The organism is Longicatena sp. 210702-DFI.1.196 (assembly GCF_020563125.1).
Taxonomy (GTDB): Bacteria; Bacillota_I; Bacilli_A; order Erysipelotrichales; family Erysipelotrichaceae; genus Longicatena; species Longicatena caecimuris.
In genome coordinates this window covers 1-21,411 of sequence record NZ_JAJCPX010000013.1, presented here as the reverse complement: position 1 = coordinate 21,411, position 21,411 = coordinate 1, and the positions used below count along the sequence as shown (strand labels likewise).

Genomic DNA, 21,411 nt, shown 5'->3' with positions numbered 1-21,411 from the left:
GTTTTACCATCTGTACATAGGTTAGTGAACGGTTTTTCGATATTCATTCGGCGTCATGCCGGTTTCTTTCTTAAATACTTGTGAGAAATAGGATTGGGAAGAAAACCCGCTTGATTCGGAAATTTGGGAAATGGAATAATTGGTTGTCGATAAAAGCTCTTTCGCCTCTTTGATTCGCAATTGTATCAAATAGTTGATGGGAGAGATTCCTTTGTATTGTTTAAAAGCATGTACGAGATAAAACTTGTTCATAAAGGCTTTTTCACTTAGTAATTCGAGGGATATTTCTTCACGGAAATGATTGTTGATGTATTGTTCCACAAAGCGGCATTCTTTGGCCACTTTTTTTGCAGGCGCAATCAACAAATTCGCTTTCGTACGACGAACCATATTAATAATCAGCACTTCTAATAAGTTTTGACAGACAACTTCAAAGTTGTTGTCTTTTTCTTCCATCTCTTGTAATAAGGTCTTTAAATAAAACAGGATTTCATGCTTAAATTCATAATAGTTATGTACACTATAATCTTTTTCTTCTTCCTCTTCATCTTCTTGTTCAGAAAAGCTGGTGAACTGCAATCCTTCAATTCCCAATACGATGTATTCTAATGGGGAATCACCACGACTCATCTCAGTATGTACGACGTTTGGGTTGACAATGATCATGTCATCTTCACGTACATCGAACACATTATCATTGACAAGAAAGCTTCCTTTGCCGCGGATTACATAAAATAGTTCGGTGCAATGATGCGCATGTGGCGTACTATGCCAGTCCCCTTCATAGCGTGATGTAGAAATATACAAAAGACGATAAGACATTTTATCTAAACGAGGCACATCTTCCATCTGATAACGCTGAATACTCATGATCTGTCCTCCCTTTTTTACCATTATATAGAAAAAATTCATAGTTGACAAGATATTGTTAAAAAAACAAACTTGCCAATATATCTAAAAAAATCAAAATGAAGAGGAAAAAGCTCCGATAAATCGATTCTTTTTTTAGAAATCTTGTTACAAAAATGGGGAAAATGAAGGTTTAGGTCATTTGACAAGACTATAGGGAATACATACAATGTTGTCAGATAACACAAGGAGGACGTTTATGAAAACGAACAAAGGCCGTGTAACCGTGCCGACCGATGTAGATGTAATTGAAGACACCCTGCGCATCATTGATTTATGGGGCGCAGACGCCATTCGCGATTGCGATGGTACCAACATGCCAAAGGAATTGAGTGACTTGGATGTGAAACAATATGCGACTTATTATACGACCCGCAAAGATAATGCATGGGCCACAGCACATCCGGAAGAAATCCAGCAGATGTATCTGATGAGTGATTTCATGACAGCATCCACTTCAACTCTACGCATTCCATTAATGAAACATTATTACGAAAAACAATTAAAAGTTAATACGATTGATGACATCAGTCGCTGGTGGGAAGTAATTGATCGTACAAGTGGTGACATCATTCCTTATGGACAATGGCTGTATGAGGAAGAATGTGGTGAGGTCGTCATTCAAGAGGCAATTCCTTTTCATGCTTATACCGTAAGCTTTCTGGCTTTTGTGATATGGGATCCAGTACATATGTATAATGCGATAACCAATGATTGGAAAGATGAGGAGCATCAGATGACCTATGATGTTCGTCAGCCGAAAACGCAAGCGTATGTCTTAGCAAAATTACGTTCATGGTGTAAGGAACATCCGGAAGTCGATGTGATTCGTTATACAACGTTTTTCCATCAGTTTACCCTGATGTTTAATGAAGAAGCAAAAGAGAAATTTGTGGATTGGTTTGGTTATAGTGCCAGTGTATCCCCATATATTCTGGAGCAATTTGAAAAGGAAGTCGGATACAAATTCCGTCCGGAATACATCATTTCGCAAGGCTACCATAATTCAACCTTCTGCGTACCTACGAAAGAATATAAAGACTTTATGAACTTCCAGATGCGTGAGGTTGCCAAACTGGTAAAACAATTTGTCGATATTACGCATGAAGAAGGAAAAGAGGCCATGATGTTTTTGGGCGATCATTGGATTGGTACAGAACCATTTGGACCATATTTCAAGGACTTAGGAATTGATGCTGTTGTTGGTTCTGTTGGCAATGGTACGACCTTACGTTTGATTTCGGATATTCCTGGTGTGAAGTATACCGAAGGAAGATTCTTACCATATTTCTTCCCGGATGTCTTCTGTGAAGGCGGCGATCCTATTCAGGAAGCTAAGGTCAATTGGGTAACCGCAAGACGTGCTATTTTACGTTCTCCATTGGATCGTATTGGTTATGGCGGTTATTTGAAACTGGCTTTGCAGTTCCCTGATTTTGTGGAGTATATCACACATGTTTGTGATGAATTCCGTGAGTTATATGATCATGTACATGGGGCAAAACCTTATTGTATGCCATTTAAAGTGACGATATTAAATGCATGGGGAAAGGTGCGCAGTTGGGGTACCCATATGGTGGCGCATGCATTGTGGTATAAAGAGATTTATTCTTATTCCGGTGTATTAGAGGCTTTAAGCGGTATGCCATTTGATGTTTCATTCATCAGCTTTGATGATATTCTAGAGGATCCGCATGTTTTAGATGATGCCGGTGTTATTATCAATGCCGGAGACGCTTATACTGCCTATAGTGGTGGCGAGTATTGGGCTGACCCACGGATCATCGAAGCAATTCGTCGCTTTGTATACAACGGTGGCGGCTTTATCGGTGTTGGAGAGCCAACCGCTTATCAGCGCAATGGTCATTTCTTCCAACTCTATGATGTCTTAGGGGTCGATAAAGAATTAGGATTCTCTTTGTCTACGGATAAATACAACTGGGAAGAGAAAGAGCATTTCTTAACGGAGAACTTTGCTGAGACGATCGATTTTGGTGAAGAAGTAAAAAATATATATGCATTAAATGGAACCACGGTTTTAAAAGATGACCGTCATAATATCATGTTTGCGGCCAATACGTATGGAAAGGGACGCAGTGTTTATTTGCGCGGATTGCCATTCAGCTTTGAAAATGCTCGATTGTTATATCGCTGTTTATTTTATGCGGCTGGCAAAGAGGATGAAATCAAGACGTGGTACAGTGAAAATCCTAATGTGGAGGTCAATGTATATCCAAATACCCAAAGCTATTGTGTCGTGAATAACACATATGAAGAACAGACGACTACGGTATATACAGATAGGGAAAGTTATGCTCTTACCCTAGCGGCCACGGAAATTCGTTGGTTTTCGATAAAATGATGATAAAAAAGAGGGAGTGAAGACAAGTCACTCCCTCTTTTTTTAATACTTTTGTTGTAAGATGGTTTTGGCACATTTACCGGAAAATAGACGAGAACCATCGCTATATCCTTCTTCTCGATCTTTTAATTCAGCGATTAAATATTTACGCAGTTGCTCAATGCGTTGCTGGTATTGTACATCATGAAGAGCATCGTGTGTTTCATTTGGGTCATTGGCGAGATGGAAATATTGTTCCCTGCCAGTTTCACTATACCAGATATATTTGTCTGTTGGCGTTACGATATAGTGGTTACTGAATCCCGAATGAAAACTGTGTTCGCCATGCAGATAAGAGCGTTCGATTTCTGTATCATGCAAAATCGTATCATACAAGGAAAGACCATCCACCGTTTCAGGAATCGGCAAGTCACACAAAGCTAACAGAGTCGGCATGATGTCGCGTAATTCACAGATACCCTGTATGCGTTTAGGAAGAAGATCCGCAATGTTTTTACCGATATGCATAAGGAAGGGAATATGGGTACTGCCTTCATAAGGGAAAACCTTACGCCATAGGCTATGATCAAACAGCATTTCACCATGATCACTGACAAAGAGGATGATGGTATCCTCATACATTCCTTCTTCACGAAGGGCACTGAGAATACGTCCAATCTGATGATCTACATGCGTGATGGAAGCATAATATCCAGCCATAGCATCATGACGCATAGCTGCATCATTACAACCATAGATGGAATCACTTGTAAAGCCATATTGCTTTGTCATCGCTTCATTATCCCAATCGCCTTTTGCAGGTTCGCGCAGTTGCTTATCCTTATACATCGCATAGTAAGCAGGTGGAGGATCTAATGGCTGATGCGGACGAACAAAACTACTCATGAGAAAAAACGGCTTACTGCGATCTCTTGTCTTTAAAAAACGAATACTGTTATCAGCACACCAATTGGTAGGATGCAATCGTTCTTCATAGATCCATGGATGAGTGACCCAGGAATTACACTCAGCACCGCTGGCATTGACATCCGCATGGCGATCTAAACTGTTTTGTAAGTCAAACAGATAATCATCACAGACCTCTTGATGCATCCAATGTGGTATATCATTGCCTCGATAACATCCCAAATACCCATCATGCAGCTTCAATCCTTGAAAGCCACATAATAACCGCGGCGGATGAACATGCATTTTGCCGATACATTGCGTTTGGTAGCCGGCATTGCTAAACTCTTCTGCCAAATAATGCTCATATTCCCAAGGGATATTATCCTCATAGCCGACACGGCGGTGTGCTCTTTGACTTCGTCCTGTTAACAAAGCAGCGCGAGCGGGAATACAGCTAGGGCAAGCAGAATAGGCCTGTTCAAATAAGACACCATCATTTGCTAAAGAATCTAAATAAGGTGTTTTTACATCCGGATGATGTGCAATGGATAGGCAGTCGCCGCGGAACTGATCACACATCAATAAGAGGACATTTGCTTTTTTCATAGAAAACTCCTTTACTTTTTATATGGAGATACGCTACGCTATAAACAGTTACTTTGCTTTGCGTAAGCTTACAACATCTTCATTATAAGAAAAAACAGACGGTTTGTAAAATGATGCCGAAAAAGATGTCAAGATACTCATAAAAAAGACCATCTTATATAATAAATATATTTCATTCTACCAAATGATGTAATAAAATAATACGCATGAAAAAGAAAAGATCAGGGAAGGAAGGTTCTATATGAAACAGCTTAGTGTATTAATCAAACCGGCAGGTGCGGCCTGCAATATGGCTTGTGGATACTGTTTTTACCACGATGTCGCAAATCATCGCAAGGATTTTGCAGGTGTTATGACATATGAGGTGATGGAACTGGTCATTGCACGCGCTTTTGCATGTGTAGATGATGAGGGAAGTATTCATTTTGCGTTTCAAGGTGGAGAACCTACCTTAGCTGGATTGCCTTTTTTTATCTCTTTTATCAAACGGGTGAAAGAAAAACAACATAAACAGCAAATACGTTACAGCCTGCAGACAAATGGCTTGTTGCTGGATGAAGCCTGGGCTCTTTTCTTAAAACAGCATGATGTTTTAACAGGAATATCACTTGATGGCTATGAATCATTGCATGAACATATGCGAAAAGATGCGCAAGGGGAAAAGACGTATTGGCGTGTACTGCGTGCGTATGAATTATTACAAAGGCATGGTGTGAAAGTGAATATCTTAAGTGTGGTGCATGAGGAAAGTGTGGCACATGTTAAGGCCCTGTATCATTTTTTTATCCAGCATAAGATGGAATATGTGCAATTGATTCCCTGTTTACCGGATTTGACAAAGAAACATCGTTATTTATCGGCACAGGGATTTGCTCGTTTTTACATCGAGATGTTTCACTTATGGCATCAAGGCATTTCAAAGGGGCATCCCTTACATATCGGCTTATTTGATGATCTGTATCTCATGTGCATGGATTCTTTACCCTTAACTTGTGGGCGGCTGGGACGCTGTGCATTTCAGTATGTCATAGAAGCAGATGGTACCATCTATCCATGTGATTTTTATGCATTGCCACAATTTGCCTGCGGAACGCTTGCTACTCACTCCCTGACGTCAGCAAGACAATGTGAGAGGGCAGAGCAATTCTTAAAACAAGAACTTCCTAAACAATGTCAAACGTGCTCCTATCTTAATTTTTGTCGTGGAGGATGCAAGCGCAAACGCGATATTTATTTAGAGGAAACGATTGGATATTGTGGGTATCGAGAATTTTTAGTACATGTATTACCAATTGTCTTAGCTGATATTTCATATGAAATAGAATGTAAGTGAATGAAAGGGAAGAAATATTGTTTCTATTATCAAAAAAGCAATAAATATAAAAAACAGAACAATATAGGGATTGTATAAAACGCTTTCATTATGTAATATTTAGGTATGGAAAACAAATCCAAATGAAGGAGGAACAGTTTTATGAAGAAAATGGTAGCATTAGCTTGTGCCGGCCTGATGGTTGCAAGCGTTGTTACAGGATGCGGCAGCAAGAAAGATGACGCTGACAAATCCGGCGGAGAAAAAAGAGTTCTGAAATTTGACTCATTCTCTGGTGGTAACGGAGAGGAAGTATGGAAGGATCTGGAAGCAGCATTTGAAAAGAAATACCCAGAAGTAGACGTTCAGATGCGCTTTGAAAAAGACTTACCAGCAGTTTTGAATAAAGAAAACGCTACAGGTACTTACTCTGATTTGGTTTACTACAACGTAGGACAGAAATCAGGATTCACAGAAAGCCAGCTGAACAGCGGCGAAGTTATGGATATCTCTGATGTATTCGCAAACGCAAAAGATGTTGATCAAGCATTTGCTGATAGTTCCGTATCTAAATATTTAGGTGATGGAAAGAACTATTTAGCACCAATCATGTATACTCCAGGTGCATTCTTCTACAATGCTGAATTGATCGGTGAAGGTAAGAAATATGCATTACCATCTACTTGGGATGAAATGTTTGCTTTAGGTGATCAGCTGAAGAAAGAAAATGGACCAGCATTGTTCACATATCCAGTAAAAGGTTACTTCGATAACACATTGATCGGTATGTACAAACAATTAGGTATCCTAGATAAAGCATTATCTTATGATGATTCTACTTGGACTTCAAAAGAAGGTACAAAGATTCTTGAAACAGTTGGTAAATTAGTTGCTAAAGAAAACGGTTATCTGTTTAAAGATACGGTAGCAAACGCTAACGCAAAAGATGGCTTTACAAACAACCAGCAGGCTGTTATTGATGGTAAAGCATTGTTCATGCCTAATGGTTATTGGGTAAAGAATGAAATGAGCAAAACAACTCCAGAAAAAGGATTCAAATGGGGCGTTATGGCTCTGCCAGCATTCGAAAAAGATGGTAAACGTGCAATTGCATCCTTTACAGAACAGGCTTGGATTCCTAAGCAGGCTAAAAATTCAGCTGATGCTAAGAAATTCTTGGAATTCATCTACTCTGAAGAAGGCGCTGAAATTATGTTGAAACATGATATCGTTGCTCCTGTTAAGGGTATCACTGACAAGATTGACAAGAACTCTGACTTAGGTAAAGCATTCGCTACTTATAGTGAAAAGAACGTGGAAACTATCGTTGGTGCATCTTATGCAGCATACGACAAAAAAGCACTTCCTAAACTGGACTTCAACGCATCTTTATATGGACCAATTGATGACATCGCAACTGGCAAGAAAGATGTAGCCACTTGGAAATCTGAACTGATTAAACTGTGGAAAGAACTGAAAGCTAACCCAGTTAAATAAGTAAAAAAGTTGGTAATAATTAAGCGATGAGCCATCCAGTTCATCGCTTTTTAAAAAGATTGGAGGTTTCTATATGAACAAAAAGAAGGCCCAGCGTACATTTATCTTCGGATGTCTGGCGCCCGCAGTAATATTGGCTATCCTCTTTATTGCTGTACCAACGATTACCGTCTTTAAAGAATCCTTCTTTGATAAGACAGATTTGATTCATGACGGTGCATTTGTCGCTTTAGACAACTTTAAAGTATTATTCTCCGATGAACGTTTTATTGAATCTATGCAGAATATTATTTTAACCATTACGCTTGTAACACTTGTTACTTTAGTACTGGCTGTCTTATTCGCAACCCTGCTGACAAGAGAAGAATTCAGAGGAAAGAACTTCTTCCGTGTCATCTTCTATATTCCTAATATTTTAAGTATCGTTGTTATTGCCGGTATCTTCGCGGCTATTTATCAGCCATCCAATGGTATCTTGAATTCCTTCTTGGAAATGATTGGTTTGAGTGGCTTGACAAGAGCTTGGATGGGGGATCCGGATATTGTAAATTACTCTATTATCGTAGCATTGATCTGGCAGGCAATTGGTTACTATATGGTTATGTACATGGCGAGCATGTCATCCATTCCGGAAAACCTGTATGAAGCAGCTTCTTTGGAAGGTGCCGGTAAGATCAAACAGTTCTTTATGATTACCTTACCGCTTATCTGGAATAATATACGAACAACACTTACGTTCTTCGTTATTTCTACGATCAACTTAAGTTTCATGTTTGTCCAGATTAATACGGAAGGTTCCCTAGGCACAGAAGTACCATTGAACTATATGTATAATAAAGCATTTGCCGGCAACTACAGCTATGGGATGGCTGCTGGTGTATGTATCTTCCTGTTCTCATTTGCCTTATCGGGCATTTTGAACAATATTACAAAACGTGACGTATTAGAGTTCTAGGAGGTAAACAAAATGAAAGAAAAAAAGAAATTTTCGCTATATAAAGTGTTTGTTTACGTCGCTCTAATCGCGTTAGCAATCACTATTATCGTACCAATCGTGTGGGTCTTCATGGCCAGTGTAAAGAGTCAGTCTGATTTAGTTCAGCGCAGTCCTTGGAGCTTACCTACACAGGTACTATGGTCAAACTTTGCGACTGCATTTCAAAAAGCGCGCATGGGTGACTACCTGGTGAATTCCGTCATTGTAACGGCGATGAGTATATTCTTCTTATTGATCGTTGCACTGCCTGCATCTTATGTATTGGCACGGTTCCGTTTCAAAGGAAAGAAATTCTTTAATGCATTATTTATGGCAGGACTTTTCATTAATACGAACTATATTGTATTGCCGATTTATGTTATGCTGTTCCATTGGGAAATTGCATTACAGGTACAGGATGTGTTCTTAAACAATAAAATCATGCTGTCACTGATATATGCGGCAACGTCGCTGCCATTTACGATCTATTTGCTCAGCGGCTACTTCCAAACTTTGCCGAAAGCTTATGAAGAGGCGGCTTTGATTGATGGCTGTGGATACTTTAAGACAATGACTAAGATCATGATACCGATGGCCAGACCTAGTATCATTACGGTTATCTTATTCCAATTCTTAGCATTCTGGAATGAATATATCATGGCCTTTACATTAATGGAAAAAGACAACTCAACTTTGGGTGTCGGTTTGAAATTCTTGATGGCAGATCAGCGAGCGGCTGCAGACTTTGGTGTTATGTATGCCGGCTTGGTAATCGTCATGGTTCCGACACTGATTCTGTACATCTTAGTACAGAAGAAACTGACCGAGGGCATGAGCCTTGGCGGTTTGAAAGATTAGGAGACGATTATGGGAAAAACGACTGGAAGAGTGACATTACCTGGAGAATCTAATTTCCTTGAAGAAAGTAAAGACCTGCTGAAACGCTGGGGTGCCGATGCCATTCGTGACAGTGACGGCACTAAGCTGGATGAAGGAATCAAATCGTTAGATGCCAAAATTTATACGACTTATTTTGTTGCCAGAGGTCATAATGAATTTGCTCAGCAGCATATGGAGGAATGTCAGCAGATTTATCTGATGAGTCCTTATACACTAGCCGATAAAGAAGAAATTACGATTGCCTTTGCGGCTGAATATTTTGATCAGCAGGTAACACCGGATTATGACCATGATCCAAAGGAATGGTGGGAAGTTATTGATCGTACAACACAAGAAGTTGTTGATGTGAAGGATTGGGATATAAATACAAAAGACCATACGCTCACGATACATCATGCTAAGAAGTTCCATGAATATACCGTTTCTTTTCTGGCTTATATCTTATGGGATCCAACACAGATGTACAATCACATCACCAATGACTGGGGTGATAAACCTCATGAAATTCCCTTTGATGTACGAAAACCTTTCTCTCGCGCATATGTCGTACAATATTTAAAAGACTGGTTGGCTGATGAAGAGAATAAACGCTGTGATGTCGTACGATTTACAACGTTCTTCTATCACTTTACGTTAATCTTCAATAAGCTGGCAAAAGAAAAATTTGTGGATTGGTGTGGATATGGCGCTAGTGTTTCTACTGAGGCAATTTTAGCCTTCGAGAAAGCCTATGGCTATCGCTTACGTCCGGAAGTATTTGTAGATAATGGATACTACAACTCAACCTTCTGTGTACCAACCAAAGAATATTTGGAATACATTGATTTCCAACAGCGCTTTGTTGCGGAAACAGCAAAAGAATTGGTACAGCTGGTTCATGATGCTGGCAAAGAAGCTATGATGTTTTTGGGAGATAACTGGATTGGTACGGAGCCTTATGGCAAATACTTTCCGGAAATCGGCTTAGATGCTGTTGTCGGAAGTGTTGGCGGAGGTGCTACCTTGCGCTTGATTTCCGATATTCCCGGTGTGAAATACCACGAAGGAAGATTCCTTCCATATTTCTTCCCGGATACCTTCTATGAAGGAAATGATCCGACAATTGAGGCAATTGATAACTGGTTAAGTGCACGTCGTGCGATTATGCGTAAACCAATTGATCGTATCGGCTATGGCGGATATCCTAGCTTAGCTTACAAATTTCCAAAGTTTGTAGACTATATTGAAAAAGTTTGTGATGAATTCCGTGAAATCTATGATCGTGTACATGGTCAAACACCATATTGCGGATTAAAGGTAGCAATCTTAAACAGCTGGGGTGCTTTACGCAGCTGGCATGCATATATGGTTGCCCATGGTTTGTATTGCAAACAAATTTACTCATACAATGGTATGCTGGAATCGCTTAGTGGTGCCAGCGTAGATGTTGTCTTCCTCAGCTTCGATGAGGTGTTGGAACATGGAATCCCAGAAGATATTGATGTTATCATCAATGCAGGGGATGCCCACACCGCATTCTCCGGTGGAGATGTTTGGAAGAATGAAAAATTAATCTCCATGATGCGTGAATGGATCTATAATGGCGGTGGATTTGTCGGTATTGGTGAACCAGCAGCAGTTGAAAACGGCGGAAGATTCTTCCAGCTGGCGGATGCTTTAGGTGTCGATAAAGAATTAGGTTTCACACTACACACGGATAAATATTTCCACACCCCATTAGCAAGTCACTTCATTACGGAAGATGTAGTGGAAGAATTGGACTTTGGTGAAGGTATGAGAAACATTTATGCGCTGAATGAAGATACCGAGATTATTTCCTACAGCAACGGCGAAGTACACTTAGGTGCACATACTTATGGAAAAGGAAGAGGCGTTTATATTGCCGGTCTTCCATACAGCACGCAGAATACACGCGTACTGCTGCGTTCTCTCTATTATGCGGCACATAAAGAAGAAGAATTTAAAAAATGGTATGCGGATAACCTCTATTGTGAAGTTCATGCATATCCGGATAACAACATGTATGCAATTCTAAATAATACCAATCAAGAACAAAAAACAAATGTGTATGATGGAGAAGGCAATCATGTCGCAGTAACACTCGCCCCTGGTGAAATAAGATGGATGGTGATAAATGATGGAAAATAATGCAGTGAAAAATATAATCATGGCAATCTTGTTCTTCGTGTTTCTTGGACTGATCATTGTCGGACAGAAAACCGTCAGTGTGGCAAATCTAGGCATGGAATTCATCGGCCTTGCGGGATTGCTCGTTCTGCTGTATTTATACAACAGAAAATACAAATAACAGGAGGTAATAAGAATGGCTGAATTATCATTAAGACATATTGATAAGATATATGACAATAATGTCCAGGCAGTATTTGACTTCAACCTGGAGATTAAAGACAAAGAGTTTATCGTCTTTGTAGGACCATCCGGCTGCGGTAAATCAACAACATTGCGTATGATTGCCGGGTTGGAAGACATCAGTGCCGGAGAATTTTACATTGATGGCAAATTGATGAATGACGTGGAACCAAAGGATAGAGATATCGCGATGGTTTTCCAGTCTTATGCATTGTATCCACACATGAGTGTTTACGATAATATGGCATTTGGCTTAAAGCTGAAAAAAGTGCCAAAAGAAGAAATCGACAAACGTGTGCATGAGGCTGCACGTGTTCTGGAAATCGAAGAATATTTGGATCGTAAGCCCAAAGCTTTATCAGGCGGACAGCGTCAGCGTGTTGCTTTAGGACGTGCGATTGTACGTAATGCGAAAGTATTCTTGATGGATGAGCCACTGTCAAACCTGGATGCAAAGCTGCGTGTACAGATGCGTAGTGAAATTATCAAATTGCATGAGCGTATCAATGCGACAACGATTTATGTAACTCATGATCAGACCGAAGCTATGACGATGGCTGACCGTATTGTTGTTATGAAGAAAGGGTATATTCAACAAATCGGAAGTCCTAAGGAAATCTATAATAATCCTGCCAATATGTTCGTTGCCGGATTCCTGGGAGCACCTGCCACAAACTTCTTAACCGGAATTTGCAAAGGACACAGCTTTATCTGTAATGATCATGAAATCAAACTGCCGGAAATGTTCCATGAAGCATTGAAGCCATATGATGGCAAAGAAATTGTGATGGGTATTCGTCCAGAAGATTTGCATGGTGAAGGTATCGTTGCCGATACGTATCCAACGGCACATTTCCAATTTGATGTAGATGTCAGCGAATTGCTGGGTCATGAATTCATCCTGCATGGCAAATGGGGCAAACAACGTTTAGAAGCAAAGGTTGCGGCACGTATGGAAGCCCGTGCACATGAAACGATTGAACTTGCTATGGATTTAAGTAAGGTACATTTCTTCGATCAAGAAACAGAATTAACGATTGTATAATAAGAATTCCCCCATCTTTCCATAAGGAAAGGTGTTGCTGAAGAGGCAGATATGGATAAATAGCATGTCCCCTCCTCTAATATATAGCCTCTTCAGCTATAGGAAGAGTCGATCTGACATCAGGAAGGAATTGCAGATTGACAAAAAATCCCGTGATAAGCGGGATTTTTTATGTGAAATGTTTCTATAATATCTTATAAGCGTGATGTTACCAATTCAATAGCTAGGAATAAAAGGACCAGATAAGATCAATGGATATGTAAGTAATTGTAGAAGCGTTAAAAATTTGAAAACACAACCGTTTTAAGCAAGCTTTTTTAAATATTCTACGTCATCAGAAAGTGAGATACTACTGTTTATTTCGTTTGGCATACTTGTAATTGCAGTTGGGTGATATATTCTTCTTTTTGGCGTGTCTCATGCACATCAATGACAAAAAACTCCATGGCTTCCGATACGATCGTATAGTGATGCTGTTGACAATATTCGATCATTATTTTCAAATGTTGATAATCAGGATCACGCGGTCCTTGGTAATAAAGATTGAGATAAAGACCCTCAGGCAATGTGAATTCATAATCTGTTAAAGTGTCTTCCATGATAAAAACAGAGGAAGGATGAATATGGTTCTTATCTTCAATGTTCAAAAAGCAGCCAGTGTGAAAATTGCCGATTGTATAAATATTGTCTTCATATTCTTTGCTGAGCTTAATCAATTGATATTCAATATCATCGTGAATATCATCAGTGGCTAAGGAAACACATTTACGTTGGTTAAGATGCAAAAGCTCCATCTTATCAAAGACAACTTTGGTACTTTTTAATAAAGAAGCTTTACGACGCTGTAAATCCTTTTTCAGTTTTTTCAGCTCTTGAATACGTTGATCGACAATACGTTCTTCCTCTTCCATAAAGGCAAGGCTATTTTCAATTGTACGGTTTTCTAAATAGGCGGCAATATGCTTCATGGAGAATCCTAAATTACGTAAATCGCGGATCATGTTCAAACGATAAATGTCACTTGTCGTATATTGCCGATAGCGATTCTTGTCACGCATGGGATGAAGAATACCGATTTCTTCATAATAACGTAAGGAATCTACGCCAATATTGTATAATTTAGAAATTTCATTAATTTTATAGTAGTTTTTCATGTACACCTCTTGACTCTGGTATTATACCAAGGTTTATAATGCTCATGCAAGTGAGGTGTTTTATGAATCATAAAAAACAGTTTTTAAAATTTGTCGTGCCATCCATAGTATCAATGCTGGTATTTAATTTATATACGATGATCGATGGTATTTATGTTGCACGTTTTGTTGGTGAAAAAGCCTTATCGGCAGTCAATATCGCTATGCCCTATATAAATTTTATATTTGCTTTTTCCATTTTATTTTCCGTTGGGACATCGACGGTCGTGGCTATTTTTCGAGGAGAAAATAAGCTGGTACAAGCGAATCAGACATTTACGCGAAATACACTGTTTTTAAGCGTCTGCGGTATCGTTATTACGTTGGTTGCACAATATTTCTTAAATGATTTAGCACGCTTTTTAGGTGCTAGTGAAGCTACGATGCCCTATGTGCTGGATTATTTGGGAACAATCGCATGGTTCAGCTTTTTTTTCATCGTATCGTATTCTTTAGAAGTATTAGTAAAAACAGATGGATTTCCTCGTTTAGCTACCGCAGCCGTAAGTGTTGGGGCAGTCACAAACATTGTGATGGACTTTGTCTTAGTCGTTGTATTTCCTATGGGAATCAAAGGGGCAGCTTTAGCTACCGGATTATCACAGGTGTTAACTTTTACCGTATTCTTTCTTCATTTTTTGATGAAAAGGGGAAATATTCATTGGTGTCGTACAACTTTAGATATGTCGGTGTATAAGCGCATTCTGCCTATCGGTATAGCTGACTTTATCACGGAAATGTCGGCAGGCGTCATCGTCTTTCTTTTTAACCATGCTATTTTAAAATATATAGGGGATGATGGAATTGTCACCTATACGGTGATTACGTATATATACAATCTGGTGATGATGACCTTTACAGGAATATCACAAGGAACACAACCTTTAGTCAGCTTTTATCATGGAAAAAAGGAGCCCGCGACCTGTACATTATTTTTACGCTATGCCCGTATATCAACATTTACAATATCAATTGTTGCCCTTGGTTTCTGCCTGTTGGCAGCACCGCTTATAGTTTCCATATTTATTGATACAAATATACAGCCCTTATTTCATGATAGTGTAAAAGCCTTTCGCATGTTTTCCCTATGTTATTTGGTTATTGGCTATAACATTATATATAGTGGTTATTTTGCAGCTTTGGAAAAAAACCGATATTCTTTTACAATCTCTATATTACGAGGATTTGTATTCATAGCTTTTTCTATCTGGGTGCTGGGATGGCTGTTTCAAGGAGATGGCATATGGCTTGCGACCTTGTTATGTGAATGTATGACCTTATTATGCAGTACTTGGTTTATGCATACGGAATATAAAAAGAGAAAGCAAGCATCTTCATAATGCTTAGGATTGTTTGATATGTATTATAAAAGCCTGTTTTCATGATCAACTCTTATATATACAGCATGTGGACATGTCTGGGTAATATTTGAGAAATCATGTAGGAAACAGGCTTATTTTTGATTCTGTATTTTTTCTAGTGCTTCTAACAAATAGAAGAGACGATAATTATCTTTTTCCGATAGCTTAATATTTACGTTATATAAGTAATGTTGTAAGACATCGGCATCTTTTAAGATTTCCGATATCGTACCATCATGACGACTCATTTTATCAGAATGAACAGCGATGACATTACGAATGATCTGAACTTCTTCTTCAGTGAAGGCCTTCGTTTCGTTTAATAGCTTTTCCGCGTATTCACTACTGCGTTTGGCGTGAACAGCATGAGGACAATTTTCCGTATATAAAGCAATATCATGTAGCATAGCCGCTATGCAGGCAAGCTCTACATCAGCTTTCCGAATGGTTGCCAAAAGCGCTGCGGCTTGTGCAACACCATACGTATGAATATAAGCGAATTTACGTGTTTCTTCTTTTTGTAATTTGTTGATTTCTTGATCAACTTTTTCGCGTATTAATTCCAGGCGGTCCATATCATCACCTCTTTTTATTATTCTAGCATGTATACAGTGCTTTGTATAGGCTTTCAGAGTGTTTTGGTCATAAGTATCTTTGTTCGACAAAGTTTTTTAACGTGTTCATAAAAACTAACCATAATTACTATTTACGCAATAAAATTACCGAACAAGAAGAATATATTATATGTGGTTATTGTCCTAAAAATGCATAAAAATGGCAGATTATTTACTTTTTTATCTTGCATAATCGCTTATTTGACTTGCATGTAATAGAATGCTAAAATAGTAACGAAGGATGGGATTATTTCGCGTGTTTGTGTAATCCTTCCATACACAAAACTGCAATCAAAAATAGGATGTAAATGCAGCTATCTTCATCGTTATCTTAAAAACAGTATAACGAATTTCTTCTGTAAGGATGGGAGCCTTATGGAAGGTGGAACAACATTATGTACATTATTTCTAGCGGATAGATAGTAGGGCATTTCAAAACTTATAGAAAATAAGTGAAAGGACGTGTGGCGAAATGGCAAAGGAAATTTTTGACGTTACACTTTTTAATGAATTCACGATTACATGTGGCAAAGAAAAAGCGATTATCACCGAATATCTTGGAAAACAGCTGGTAAATCTTTTTCAGGTATTTCTTTATTACCGTGAACAACCGGTGCACAAAGATACGCTTATCGAAATTTTATGGCCGGAAAGCGATAATCCGATAAGCGCGTTAAAGTTTACGATTCATCGTTTTCGAAAGGATGTACAAAAAATACCTTTTTTTGAAGGTAAGGAATTGATCTTGACCGTTAAACAGGGTTATCAGTTAAATCCTGATTTTGAATGGCATATTGATTCGGAAGAATTTGGTAATCTTTGGGAAGAAATCAAATTTGAGGAGAATCTCAGTGCAAAAACGATGAAGATAGCGTATCGCATGGTAGACCTATATAAGGGGAAATTTTATATATCAAATTCACAGCTTATGTGGACACAACAAGTATGTGAATTCTATCGGCATGCGTATGTGAAATGCGTGATAAAGATATGTAAGAAACTGTTGGAAGAGCAAAAATATGAGGAAATGATGACTTTAAATTATCAGGCAATCTTATTAGAACCGTTTTATGAAGGTCTGCACTATTATTATATGAAAGGTTTACTTGAAACGAGTGATTATCACAAAGCATTGCGATATTATGATGATTTAAATGAATCTTTTGTAAAAGAGCTTGGAACAGGTTTATCGATGCGATTTAAAGAATTATATGATGCCATCATGAGTGATCATGAAAACATTGAACGTGTAAAAATTGATAGTTTATTGAAACAACTATCAAGACGAACCGAGGAAGAAGGCGGATTCTACTGTACCTTTGAAATGTTTAAGTACATGTACGAGTTGGTCATGAAAAGCGCTATGCGAGATAATAAGCGTTTATATCTGATATCTTTTGAAATCAGTCATGAAGATGATAAAGAAGAAGAAGTATTTAAAGTAGTGAACAAGGTGAAACATCTGATTGCGTTATCCTTACGTAAGAATGATTTGTTTGCGAAAATCAATGAAGGACAATTTATTGTCTTAGTAGATTGTCAGACGGTAGAAAATGCTTATCTGATTATTCAGCGTATCAGTCATCGCTTTTATAAAAAATTCCGTAATAAGAAATTACGTCTGAATTATTATGTCACGGAAGCAAAATTACTTGATCCAGAGGAAGCAGAATAAAAAAAAGAGTGCACAAAAAGGGCAGAAGCGATTCTGTTCTTTTTTAGGGCAATTAATTATTAGATAGTCAAATTTTTTAGAGGTTTTCACCAGAAATTTAGGGAGAAAGAAAAAAACAAACGAATCTTTAAGCCCTCTAAAGTTTGATCCCCTAAACGAACCCTTAATTCAGATCGCTAAAGATTTTGGATATTCTTTTTATTATCTGAGGGGAAATATCGTTTTTATCGTTATCTAGTGTACCAAGGATGTAGTTTCTTATGCACTGATATGTATCGTTGTGAAAAGTAATAAAAACATGCTGAAAAAAGGGGTTAAAAAGAATCACTTCAAATGTTACCTAAGCCCAAACACGTCTTTTTTTCAAAAGAAAACAGTAGCTGATTTAAAATAAAACCATTTTATAACTAGTCTGCTCATATAATGAAAAAGTAAAGTCAGTGGTGGCTTTATTTTTATGTTAGGGAGTATAAATGAAAGAGAAAGGAGATGGAGAAGATGAGAAGAAAATGCGCTAAAATATTTGTGATATTTGCCTTGTTGTTACAGCTGGTACCGAGTAATTTTATGACAATCACGGCAAAAACGACAAAGACAACGACGGGCAACGTTGTGGAAGTAACAATGGAAAATGATTCTGTTCAAGTGATTACCAAAGAACAGTTGCGTCAAATGGCAAACAAGCAACCTTCTTTGACTGTTAAGGTTCTGTTAGCTGATGAAATTCTTGATGATATCAATATGATCTTAACGGATGGTAATGATCCTGGTGATACCCAAATTTCACTGGTAAATGGTTATCGTGTTATTAACATGATGCTTGATCAAAAGCCGTTTATTTCTGGAAGTAAGATATCCTTAAAAGCGAATGATGGCAGTAATTTGCATAAAGTGCTTACGATAGAAGTCGCAAAAGATCAAAAACAAGCGTCATTAACAAAAGGAACACAGCCGTATGAAGAAACGATGCATAAGGTAGTTTACATTGTGAATCAAGAAGAAACAATAGAGTATGTGAAGCATGGTGAAATGCCCAAACATGCACCAATCGTTAATGGTGGATTTTGGACGAAAGATGGCCCTGGTGGAAATGCAATCGTCCCCAATCAGACACCAATTTATGAGGATACAAAATTCGTTTTTCATAAAGGGAATAAAGAGGAACTTATCACCATTACCTTTGATCCTGCCAATGGAACAATCGATGGCAGTTCCGATAAATATGAACAGCAAATATATAAAAACAATTCTTTAATTGACAATCAAATTCCTACCCCTATCCCAAATGATTCGCGACAAGTATTTATGGGATGGTCACTGCAGGAAGATGAATCAAATACACAGGATAAAGATAAGCTATATACAAATGAAGATATAGCGAAGCTTATCTTTTCGGCGAATGCCACCTTTGTAGCAATATATCAGAATACTGAAAAAGAAGGTTGGCATTTTATATTTGCGCAAGAATCTTCTAATGTCGAGGTGTTTTATAGCGAGGATGGAAAAACCATTCAGCAGATGCAGAAAGGCCGCTCACATGAAGTGATTGATGAAAATGGTTATGTGGAATTTTTCGTAAAAGTGCCAACAGGCTATTCGGCAGGCACACAGTTTTTGCATCATAATGCATCAACTATGGAAGGATTGGATGCTACTACAGGAGAAGCAATTTATCGTGGAGGAATCTATACGCCAATCCATTCTTTTAAGAACACGCAAGCAAGAGAATTGGCGATTGAGAAAGGATGTACTACGGCTTTTTTCTATAGCCAGTCCACACCGAATCTGAAATATAGAGAATTTAAGATTGCTGCTAAAATCGTAAATATTCAAGTTAAATATGACTTAAATGGTGGAACATCGGTTACCCCGATTACTGATCAAAACGTTTATCATCATCCAGATACAAATGTAAAAGAAAATATAATCAAAGTGAGTGAACAAACACCAACTCGTCCAGGGTATGTTTTCAAAGGATGGAAATTACAGGATGAGGATAAGATTTACCATGCGCATGATGAAATTCAAGTAAAAGATGTTTGGAAGTATGAAAATGATTATGACATCACTTATACCTTTACCGCTTTATGGGAACCTTTGCATGCATATAAGGTGCATTATGATTTACAAGGCGGTCTTTATGAAAATAATGCATCGATTGCTGATGAAATAGTGCAATTTGATGACATTGTGAATATTGGGTATCGGCCAATGCGCAAGGGTTATACGTTTGATGGTTGGTATTACAAGGACACCAAAGTCGCTTCAAAAACAGCATATCAAACACTCGTCCAAAACGATGAAGAAGTAAAGGAAATCACGTTAGTTGCCAAATGGATCAAGGATGATACGCAATGGGTACGTATCACGTTTCAAGAAGGGGAACATGGAAAACTAATGAATAATCCCTTTACTGAAAATTTACTACCTAATGAGAATGGTTCTTTCTATATGGAAGTATTAAAAGGAACAAATTGGACTGATCATAACTATCAAATGCCGCTAATTATCGCGGATCATGGTTATGATGTTGCAGACCCTGCATGGAAATCAAACGATGAAAAATATACATTTGAAGAATATGTACAGGGAAAGGTAGCTTTTTATCAAGATGTTACGTTTATTGCACAATATAAAGAATTAGCATATGTAACGATACAATATAGTATCACAGATAAAGATGGTAAGCCGATTGTTGATGAAGAGGGAAATGTACTCAGCGTAGGAAAATTATCATTGGAAACAGAACAGGTGAATCCGGTGATTGGTCAACCAGCAGGTTCAAAAGTGGTATATGATAATGCGAATGATGATTATGTATTTGCTTATTGGCTGACACCAAATCAGCAGAAAGTATATGATTTTGAGATTATGCCAACACAGAAGGATCATGTGTGGGTAAGTGAAACTTATAAAGCTGTTTTCTTACCAGATGAAAATCATAATGGAAAACCTGATGAGAATGAAGTTTTATCCATGTATTATGATGCAAACGGTGGCAGTGGAAGTGTCATCGATGAAATGATGTATCATGTAAAAGATCAAGTACTAATAAAGGACAATGACTTCACATATCCAAAGGAAAATGTTATCTTCATCGGCTGGAGCAAACAGCCATTTACAGTGATTTTGGCAGATGGCAAGGCACCTCAAGAGATGTTACAGCCAAAGGATAGCTTCGCCATCATGGAGACAACGACGCTATATGCCGTATGGGCTATGGATGAAAATGGTAACCATATTCCAGATTATCAAGAATCTTTGTCGATGAATTATGATGCAAACGGTGGCAGTGGAAGTGTCATCGATGAAATGACGTATCATGTAAAAGATCAAGTACTAGTAAAGGATAATGCCTTCACATATCCAAAGGAAAATGTTATCTTCATCGGTTGGAGCAAACAGCCATTTACAGTGATTTTGGCAGATGGCAAGGTACCTCAAGAGATGTTACAGCCAAAGGATAGCTTCACCATTATGGAAACAACGACGCTGTATGCCGTATGGGCTATGGATGAAAATGGTAACCATATTCCGGATTATCAAGAATCTTTATCGATGAATTATGATGCAAACGGTGGCGTTGGAAGTGTCATCGATGAAATGACGTATCGTGTAAAAGATTAAGTACTAGTAAAGGATAATGTTTTCACTCATCCAAAGGAAAATGTTATCTTCATCGGTTGGAGCAAACAGCCACTAA

15 protein-coding genes are annotated in these 21,411 nt (G+C 38.2%); 11 read left to right on the top strand and 4 right to left on the bottom strand.

Going from position 1 to position 21,411, the window contains the following annotated elements; all coding sequences use genetic code 11:
* Nucleotides 1–21: 21 nt before the first annotated feature.
* Nucleotides 22–870: an AraC family transcriptional regulator gene (locus tag LI241_RS07320; RefSeq protein ID WP_008979377.1), complete on the bottom strand. Its 849-nt coding sequence runs from the start codon at nt 868–870 to the stop codon at nt 22–24.
* Nucleotides 871–1,108: 238 nt separating this feature from the next.
* Between LI241_RS07320 and gnpA (LI241_RS07315) the strand changes: the two genes are divergently transcribed.
* On the top strand, nt 1,109–3,271 hold the full coding sequence (gene gnpA / locus LI241_RS07315; RefSeq protein WP_008979376.1) for a 1,3-beta-galactosyl-N-acetylhexosamine phosphorylase: 2,163 nt from the start codon (nt 1,109–1,111) through the stop codon (nt 3,269–3,271).
* A gap of 42 nt (nt 3,272–3,313) precedes the next feature.
* On the opposite strand, the gene LI241_RS07310 is transcribed toward gnpA (LI241_RS07315), so the two are convergent.
* Nucleotides 3,314–4,765: an arylsulfatase gene (locus LI241_RS07310; protein ID WP_117548157.1), complete on the bottom strand. Its 1,452-nt coding sequence runs from the start codon at nt 4,763–4,765 to the stop codon at nt 3,314–3,316.
* A gap of 241 nt (nt 4,766–5,006) precedes the next feature.
* Here LI241_RS07310 and LI241_RS07305 point away from each other — a divergent pair, with 241 nt between their 5' ends.
* From LI241_RS07305 to LI241_RS07275, 7 genes are all read left to right on the top strand, one after another.
* Complete coding sequence (locus tag LI241_RS07305; protein ID WP_117548159.1) at nt 5,007–6,098, top strand: radical SAM/SPASM domain-containing protein; 1,092 nt, start codon at nt 5,007–5,009, stop codon at nt 6,096–6,098.
* 141 nt (nt 6,099–6,239) lie between these two features.
* A complete protein-coding gene (locus LI241_RS07300; RefSeq protein WP_008979373.1) occupies nt 6,240–7,574 on the top strand; it encodes a carbohydrate ABC transporter substrate-binding protein in 1,335 nt (444 codons plus the stop codon).
* Between the two features lie 73 nt (nt 7,575–7,647).
* The gene (locus LI241_RS07295) at nt 7,648–8,529 is read left to right on the top strand and encodes a carbohydrate ABC transporter permease (protein ID WP_117548161.1); all 882 of its coding nucleotides are present in this window, start codon (nt 7,648–7,650) and stop codon (nt 8,527–8,529) included.
* A gap of 12 nt (nt 8,530–8,541) precedes the next feature.
* Complete coding sequence (locus LI241_RS07290) at nt 8,542–9,408, top strand: carbohydrate ABC transporter permease (RefSeq protein WP_008687174.1); 867 nt, start codon at nt 8,542–8,544, stop codon at nt 9,406–9,408.
* Nucleotides 9,409–9,417: 9 nt separating this feature from the next.
* Nucleotides 9,418–11,598, top strand: a complete 2,181-nt coding sequence (gene gnpA / locus LI241_RS07285; protein WP_008979371.1) for a 1,3-beta-galactosyl-N-acetylhexosamine phosphorylase — start codon at nt 9,418–9,420, stop codon at nt 11,596–11,598.
* Nucleotides 11,585–11,758 carry a hypothetical protein gene (locus LI241_RS07280; protein ID WP_008687178.1) on the top strand — a complete coding sequence of 58 codons (174 nt, stop codon included), beginning with the start codon at nt 11,585–11,587 and terminating at the stop codon, nt 11,756–11,758. Before gnpA (LI241_RS07285) ends, LI241_RS07280 begins: the two co-directional genes overlap by 14 nt.
* A 15-nt stretch (nt 11,759–11,773) precedes the next feature.
* The gene (locus LI241_RS07275; RefSeq protein WP_008687180.1) at nt 11,774–12,865 is read left to right on the top strand and encodes an ABC transporter ATP-binding protein; all 1,092 of its coding nucleotides are present in this window, start codon (nt 11,774–11,776) and stop codon (nt 12,863–12,865) included.
* Nucleotides 12,866–13,221: 356 nt separating this feature from the next.
* Here LI241_RS07275 and LI241_RS07270 read toward each other — a convergent pair whose 3' ends face one another.
* The gene (locus tag LI241_RS07270; protein WP_117548163.1) at nt 13,222–14,019 is read right to left on the bottom strand and encodes a MerR family transcriptional regulator; all 798 of its coding nucleotides are present in this window, start codon (nt 14,017–14,019) and stop codon (nt 13,222–13,224) included.
* A gap of 62 nt (nt 14,020–14,081) precedes the next feature.
* On the opposite strand from LI241_RS07270, the gene LI241_RS07265 reads away from it, so the two are divergent.
* Nucleotides 14,082–15,398 (top strand): MATE family efflux transporter, encoded by a 1,317-nt coding sequence (locus tag LI241_RS07265; protein WP_117548165.1) that lies wholly within the window; start codon nt 14,082–14,084, stop codon nt 15,396–15,398.
* Nucleotides 15,399–15,511: 113 nt separating this feature from the next.
* On the opposite strand, the gene LI241_RS07260 is transcribed toward LI241_RS07265, so the two are convergent.
* Nucleotides 15,512–15,994: an HD domain-containing protein gene (locus LI241_RS07260; protein ID WP_008687185.1), complete on the bottom strand. Its 483-nt coding sequence runs from the start codon at nt 15,992–15,994 to the stop codon at nt 15,512–15,514.
* 511 nt (nt 15,995–16,505) lie between these two features.
* Here LI241_RS07260 and LI241_RS07255 point away from each other — a divergent pair.
* Both LI241_RS07255 and LI241_RS07250 read left to right on the top strand, forming a co-directional pair.
* A complete protein-coding gene (locus LI241_RS07255) occupies nt 16,506–17,708 on the top strand; it encodes a BTAD domain-containing putative transcriptional regulator (protein ID WP_008687186.1) in 1,203 nt (400 codons plus the stop codon).
* 498 nt (nt 17,709–18,206) lie between these two features.
* Nucleotides 18,207–21,335: an InlB B-repeat-containing protein gene (locus LI241_RS07250; RefSeq protein ID WP_017144710.1), complete on the top strand. Its 3,129-nt coding sequence runs from the start codon at nt 18,207–18,209 to the stop codon at nt 21,333–21,335.
* Nucleotides 21,336–21,411 lie beyond the last annotated feature (76 nt).

Excerpts from the sequence above, each read along its gene's own strand:
- LI241_RS07310 (WP_117548157.1), bottom strand. The coding sequence starts at position 4,765 with ATGAAAAAAGCAAATGTCCTCTTATTGATGTGTGATCAGTTCCGCGGC.
- LI241_RS07265 (WP_117548165.1), top strand. The coding sequence starts at position 14,082 with ATGAATCATAAAAAACAGTTTTTAAAATTTGTCGTGCCATCCATAGTA.
- LI241_RS07270 (WP_117548163.1), bottom strand. The coding sequence starts at position 14,019 with ATGAAAAACTACTATAAAATTAATGAAATTTCTAAATTATACAATATT.
- LI241_RS07280 (WP_008687178.1), top strand. The coding sequence starts at position 11,585 with ATGATGGAAAATAATGCAGTGAAAAATATAATCATGGCAATCTTGTTC.
- LI241_RS07260 (WP_008687185.1), bottom strand. The coding sequence starts at position 15,994 with ATGGACCGCCTGGAATTAATACGCGAAAAAGTTGATCAAGAAATCAAC.
- LI241_RS07305 (WP_117548159.1), top strand. The coding sequence starts at position 5,007 with ATGAAACAGCTTAGTGTATTAATCAAACCGGCAGGTGCGGCCTGCAAT.
- LI241_RS07300 (WP_008979373.1), top strand. The coding sequence starts at position 6,240 with ATGAAGAAAATGGTAGCATTAGCTTGTGCCGGCCTGATGGTTGCAAGC.
- LI241_RS07290 (WP_008687174.1), top strand. The coding sequence starts at position 8,542 with ATGAAAGAAAAAAAGAAATTTTCGCTATATAAAGTGTTTGTTTACGTC.
- gnpA (WP_008979371.1), top strand. The coding sequence starts at position 9,418 with ATGGGAAAAACGACTGGAAGAGTGACATTACCTGGAGAATCTAATTTC.
- LI241_RS07320 (WP_008979377.1), bottom strand. The coding sequence starts at position 870 with ATGAGTATTCAGCGTTATCAGATGGAAGATGTGCCTCGTTTAGATAAA.
- LI241_RS07250 (WP_017144710.1), top strand. The coding sequence starts at position 18,207 with ATGAGAAGAAAATGCGCTAAAATATTTGTGATATTTGCCTTGTTGTTA.
- LI241_RS07275 (WP_008687180.1), top strand. The coding sequence starts at position 11,774 with ATGGCTGAATTATCATTAAGACATATTGATAAGATATATGACAATAAT.
- LI241_RS07255 (WP_008687186.1), top strand. The coding sequence starts at position 16,506 with ATGGCAAAGGAAATTTTTGACGTTACACTTTTTAATGAATTCACGATT.
- LI241_RS07295 (WP_117548161.1), top strand. The coding sequence starts at position 7,648 with ATGAACAAAAAGAAGGCCCAGCGTACATTTATCTTCGGATGTCTGGCG.
- gnpA (WP_008979376.1), top strand. The coding sequence starts at position 1,109 with ATGAAAACGAACAAAGGCCGTGTAACCGTGCCGACCGATGTAGATGTA.